This is a genomic window from Methylobacterium sp. UNC378MF, from assembly GCF_900103195.1.
In the GTDB taxonomy this organism is placed as follows: Bacteria; Pseudomonadota; Alphaproteobacteria; order Rhizobiales; family Beijerinckiaceae; genus Methylobacterium.
On the sequence record NZ_FMWU01000064.1, the window covers coordinates 1 to 6,395 of the forward strand.

Consider the following 6,395-nt stretch of genomic DNA (forward strand, 5'->3'; position numbering starts at 1 on the left):
CCGGCGTGGCCGAGGCGGCGGTGGTCGCCCGTCCCGGACCGGACGGGGCCCTGCGCCTTGTGGGCTACGCGGTACCGGCGGCAGGCGGCGCGCTCGACGAGGCGGCGTTGCGGCGCGCCCTGGCCGAGACGCTGCCGGAGGCGCTCTGCCCCGCCCGCATCCTCGCCCTGCCCGCCCTGCCGCTCTCGCCCAACGGCAAGCTCGACACCCGCCGGCTCCCCGAACCGGACTGGGCCGGCCCGGATCGCCGCCGGCCGCGCACCGCGCGGGAGGCGGCCGTGGCGCAGGCCTTCGCGCAGGTGCTCGGACTCGACGCGGTCGGGATCGACGACAGCTTCTTCGATCTCGGCGGCCACTCGCTGCTCGCCACCCGCCTCGTCAGCCGACTACGCGCGGCGCTGGGCGCCGAGCTGCCGCTGCGCGCCGTGTTCGAGGCCCCCACGGTCTCGGCGCTGAGCGGGTGGATCGCCGCGGCCGGCGACGACGCGGCCGGACGCGCCGGCCCCACCCGCACGCCCCTCGTGGCACGCCCGCGGCCGGACGTGGTCCCGCTCTCCCCGGCCCAGACCCGGATGTGGCTGCTGTCGCGGATCGACGGGGCGCATCCCTACACCATCCCGATCGCGCTCCGCCTCGCGGGAGCGCTCGACGCGGACGCGCTGCGCGCGGCCCTCGCCGACGTGGTGGCGCGCCACGAGAGCCTGCGCACCCGCGTCGTCGAGATCGACGGGGCGCCCGCGCAGCACGTGCTGCCGCCCGACGCGGCGCGGCCCGCCCTCGACGTGCGCGCGGCGGACCCGGCTTCCTGGCCGGACGCGCTGTCCGCGGCGGCACGCGCGCCCTTCGACTTGGCCGTCGACCTGCCGATCCGCGCGCGGCTGTACCGCTTCGGCCCCGACGCGCACGGGCTCCTCCTCCTGATCCACCACGCCGCCGCCGACGGCTGGTCGCTGACCCCGCTGATGCGCGACCTCGCGGCGGCCTACGCGGCGCGCCTCCGCGGCGCGGCGCCGGATCGCCCGGCCCTGCCGGTGCAGTACGCGGACTACACGCTCTGGCAGCGCGATCGTCTCGGCGACGAGGCCGCCCCGGACAGCCTGATCGCCCGCGAGATCGGCTACTGGCGCGCGCAGCTCGCGGGCCTGCCCGAAGGCCTCGCGCTGCCCACCGACCGGCCGCGCCCGGCGACGGCGAGCCACCGCGGGCGGCGCGTGCCCCTCGCCCTGGGGCCGGACCTGCACCGCGCCCTGGCGGATCTCGCACGGCGCGAGCGGGCGAGCCTGTTCATGGTGCTCCAGGCCGGCTTGTCCGCGCTCCTGACCCGCCTGGGTGCGGGGGAGGACATCCCCCTCGGGAGTCCCATCGCGGGCCGCACGGACGAGGCCCTCGACGGCCTCGTCGGATGCTTCGTCAACACGCTGGTGCTGCGGACCGACACGTCCGGCGACCCGAGCGGCCGCGATCTCGTGGGGCGCGCCCGCGCCGTCGCGCTCGAGGCCTACGCGCACCAGGACGTGTCCTTCGAGCGCCTCGTGGAGGTGCTGAACCCGCCGCGCTCGCTCGCGCGCCATCCGCTGTTCCAGGTCATGCTGGCCCTTCAGGACGGCGTCCCGGCAACGTTCGCCCTGGCCGGCCTGCGCGCCGTCCCGGATTCGGTCGGCGCCGGTGCCGCGCGGTTCGACCTCGCCTTCGATCTCGTCGAGCGGCGTGAGTCCGACGGGACGGAAGCGGGTGTCGTCGGCCACCTCGAATACGCCACGGACCTCTTCGACGAGGCCAGCGCGACCCGCCTCGCGCACCGGTTCGCGCGGCTGCTCGCCGCCCTGGCGGCCGCACCGGACCGGCCTATCGGGGATCTCGACCTGTTCGAGGCCGGCGAGCGGCGGCAGGTCCTGACAGACTGGAACGCGACGGCGCGGGCGGTGCCGTATGGGACCCTGCCGGCGCTCGTCGCCACGCAGGCCGCCCGCGCGCCGGAGGCCGTCGCCGTCGTCGCCGGGTCGGAGGTGCTGCGCTACGCGGGGCTCGAGGCCCGGGCGAACCGCATCGCCCACGCGCTGATCGCCCGCGGGATCGGCCCGGAGAACATCGTGGCCGTGGCGCTGCCGCGCGGGCCGGACCTCGTCGCGGCGCTGCTGGGCGTGCTCAAGGCGGGGGCGGCCTACCTGCCGCTCGACCCGGGCTACCCCGCGGCGCGCCTCGCCCTCATGCTGGCGGATGCCCGGCCCTCATGCCTCGTGACCGTCGACGGCGTGCCACGACCGGACGGCCTGCCCGCCCTCGTCCTCGGTTCCCCGGAAGGGTCTGCCGCGCTCGCGACCGCATCGGCGCAGGCGCCGACCGACCGGGATCGGACAAGCCCGCTCGTCCCCGCCCATCCCGCCTACGTGATCTATACCTCCGGCTCCACGGGCCGGCCCAAGGGAGTGGTGGTCTCGCATGCCAGCCTGACCAACCTGCTGCACGCCCTCGTCGATCGCCTCGGCGTGACTCCGGCGGATCGCCTGCTCGCGGTCACCACGGTCGGCTTCGACATCGCCGGCCTCGAACTGTTCGGACCGCTCGTTCGCGGCGCGCGCGTGGTGCTGGCCGAGCGGGACGACGTGCTCGATCCCGGGCGGCTGGGGCAGCTCATCGGCGCGGCAGGCATCACGCTGATGCAGGCGACGCCGACCCTGTGGCGCGGCCTCGTGGAAACGGAGGCCCTGCACGGCGTGCGGGTGCTGGTGGGCGGCGAGGCGCTGCCGCCCGACCTGGCCGGCGCCCTGAGCGCGCGCGCGGCGCGGGTCACCAACCTCTACGGTCCGACCGAGACCACGATCTGGTCCACGGCCGCGGATATCGATCCCGGCGAGGAGGCCGTCCCCATCGGCGCACCTCTGTGGAACACGCAGGCCTACGTGCTCGACGACGGCCTTCGGCCGGTCCCGCCGGGCACGGTCGGCGAACTCTACCTCGCGGGCGCCGGTGTCGCCCGCGGCTACCTCGGACGGCCGGGCCTCACCGCCGAGCGATTCGTCGCCTGCCCCTTCGGGCCACCCGGCGCGCGCATGTATCGGACGGGGGACCGCGTGCGCTGGCGCTCGGACGGACACCTCGATTACCTGGGCCGGGCCGACCATCAGGTGAAGGTCCGCGGCGTGCGCATCGAGCCCGGCGAGGTCGAGGCGGCGCTCGTCGCCCGGCCCGGGATCGCGCAGGCGGTCGTGACCGCCCGGCAGGGCCGGCCCGGCGAGACGCGGCTCGTGGGCTACGTCGTCCCCAGCCCAGGGGCGGCGCTCGATCCCGAGGATTTGCGCCGGGCGCTCACCGCCACGCTGCCGGACGCCCTGGTGCCCGCGTCCATCGTGACGCTCGATGCCCTGCCTCTGACGCCCAACGGCAAGGTCGACCGCGCCGCCCTGCCGGAGCCGGAGCCGGCCGCCGACCTGGCCGCCGACCCGCCGCGGACCGAGACGGAACGGCGCCTCGCCGCCGTCTGGGCCGAGGTGCTGGGTCTCCCCTCGGTCGGGCGCGGCGACAATTTCTTCGCCAAGGGCGGGCACTCGCTCCTCGTCGCCCGGGTCGTCGCGCGCCTGAACGAGGCGCACGCCATCGCCCTGCCCCTGCGCGCCGTGTTCGAGGCGCGCACCCTGGCGGATCTCGCGGTCGCGATCGACAGCCGGAACGCCGATGGCGTGGATGCCGACATCGACGCGATGAGCGACCTCCTCGACGCGCTGGAACATGCCGAATGACTGACACCGGCCCCTCGCGGGACGACCAGCTGCGCGCTCTCGCGGCCCGCTTTGCCGCGCTGCCCGCCGGAAAGCGCCGCCGGTTCCTGGAGGAACTCGCCGCGCGCGGCCTCGATGCAGACCGTCTGCCGATCCTGCCGGCAGAGGGCGGCGACACGGCGCCCCTCTCCGATGCGCAGCGCCGGTTCTGGCTCCTCTGGCAGCTCGATCCGGAGAGCCCGGCCTATCACATCGTCGGCGCGCTGCGGCTGTCCGGTCCGCTCGACCCGGAGGCGCTGGACCGGGCGCTCGCGCGCGCCGTCGCCCGTCACGCGGGCCTGCGCACGCGCTTTCCCCTACGCGACGGCGAGCCGGTGCAGCAGGTCGACGCGACCGCCGGATTCGCGATGACCCGCCACGACCTGACTGGCTGCGACGAGGCCGAGGCGCGGGCGCGTCGCGCGGCGATCGAGTCTGGGATCGAACGGGCGTCCTTCGATCTCGCGCGCGGGCCGCTCGTGCGCGCCGCCCTGGTCCGCGAGGCGCCGGAGCGTCACGTCGTCTTCCTGACCCTGCACCACATCGTCGGCGACGCATGGTCGATGGACCTGCTGATCGACGACGTCGCGGCCGGCTACGGGGCCGCAACGCCGGACAGCGCCCCGCCGGCGATCACCTACGCGGATTACGCCGCCTGGCAGGCGCGGATGCTCGATGCCGGCGCCCAGGCCGCGAGCCTCGCGTTCTGGACGAATCTTCTCGGCACGGAGCATCCCGTCATCGCGCTCCCCGCCGACCGGCCGCGACCCGAAAATCCCAGCTTCGCCGGGGAGACCCTGACCTTTCCACTGCCGCCCGCGACCGCGGCGGGCATCCACGGGCTGGCGCGACGCCTCGGCGCGACGGCGTTCCACGTCCTCGCCGCCGGTTTCGCGATCCTGCTCCAGCGTCTCGGCGCGGAGCGCACGGTCCGCCTCGGCGTGCCAGTGGCGAACCGCACCCGGCCGGAGACCGCAAGGGTGATCGGCAGCTTCGCCAACACCCTGGTGCTGCCCTTCGCATTCGATCCGCTGGCGCGCTTTGCCGATTGCGTCGAGGCGACGCGAGCGCTTCTGGTGGAGGCGCAGGCCCATCAATCCGTGCCGTTCGAGCGGCTCGTGAGCGCCTTGAGCCCCGAGCGGCATCCCGGTCGCAATCCCCTGTTCCAGGCGATTGTCCAGCACCTGCAGGAACGCCCGCTCGCCACGATCCGCCTCGGCGGCCTGTCGGTGGAGCGCGTCCCGCGCGCCACCGGCAGCGCCCACGTGGATCTCGGCCTGACCACGCTGGAGGATGCGCAGGGCGGGTTCACCGCACACCTGACCTACGCGCGCGACCTGTTCGACGAAGCGACCGTCGCGCGCTGGCGCGACCATCTCCTGACGCTCCTCGGCAGCCTCGTCGCAGCCCCCGATGCGCCGATCCACCGGGCGCCCCTGCTCACCCCGGCCGAGATCGGTCGGCTGAACCCGCCCTCGGCACCGCCCGACAACGGGCTCCCCGTTCACGACATCATCGCCGGGTTCGCGCGGGCGGATCCCGAACGGACCGCCGTGATCTTCGCCGACCGCGCCACGAGCCGCGGCGCACTGGAAGCCGAGGCGAACCGCCTCGCGCACCGTCTGGCCGGAGCGGGCATCGGCCCGGACACGGTCGCCGCCGTGATGCTGCCCCGCTCGCCCACCCTGCTCGCTGCCTATCTCGGCGTGCTCAAGGCGGGCGGCGCCTACCTGCCGCTGGGGCTCGACCTTCCGGATGCGCGCATCGCCGCGATGGTTGCCGACAGCGGCGCGCGCGTCCTCGTCACGGATCACGCCCATGCGGGCCGCGGGCCGGCCGAGGGCGTGGTCAGGCGGATCCTGATCGACGAAGACGCGCCCGAGGCCGCCGCGGAGGCTCCGCCGGCGGTGGCGCTGCACCCGGAGAACCTCGCCTACCTCATCTACACCTCGGGCTCGACGGGGAGGCCGAAGGCGGTGGCGGTCGCGCACGGACCGCTCGCGATGCATGTCAGCGCCACCGCACCGCTCTACGGGATGGATGCGGACTCGCGCGAGTTCCACTTCATCACCTTCAACTTCGACGGCGGTCACGAGCGCTGGCTCACGACGCTCGCCTGCGGCGCCAGCCTCGTGCTCCGCGACGACGCGCTCTGGTCGCCGGCGGAGGTGTTCGCGGCGTTCCGGACCCACGGCGTGACGAATGCCGGCTTCCCGCCGAGCTATGTCCGGGAGCTGACGCGCTGGGCCGAGCAGGAGGGCGGCGCGCCGACCCTCGACCTGCTCTCCTTCGGCGGCGAGGCGATGCCGCGCGACGAACTGGCGCGCATCAACCGGACCCTCGGGCCGCGCCGTCTCATCAACGGCTACGGACCCACCGAGACCGTGGTGACGCCGCTCGTCTGGAAGGTCCCCGCCGGTACGGCCTGCGACACGCCCTACGCGCCGATCGGCAGCCCGGTGGGCGACCGGACCGCCTGGGTCCTCGACGCCGCGCTCCACCCGGTGCCGGTGGGGGTGGTGGGCGAGCTGTATATCGGCGGCACCGGCCTGGCGCGGGGCTATCGCGGCCAGCCGGGTCTGACCGCCGCGCGCTTCGTGCCCGATCCCTTCGGCAGGCCCGGTTCGCGCCTCTACCGCA

Annotated in this window: 2 protein-coding genes; both read left to right on the forward strand. The window is 75.2% G+C overall.

Translation table 11 applies throughout. From position 1 onward, the window contains the following. Nucleotides 1-3,737 (forward strand): non-ribosomal peptide synthetase (locus BLT59_RS30260; RefSeq protein ID WP_139174168.1); only part of this gene is annotated, 3,737 nt, incomplete at its 5' end. Then, nucleotides 3,734-6,395 (forward strand): condensation domain-containing protein (locus BLT59_RS30265; protein ID WP_139174169.1); only part of this gene is annotated, 2,662 nt, incomplete at its 3' end. The genes BLT59_RS30260 and BLT59_RS30265, both read left to right, overlap by 4 nt.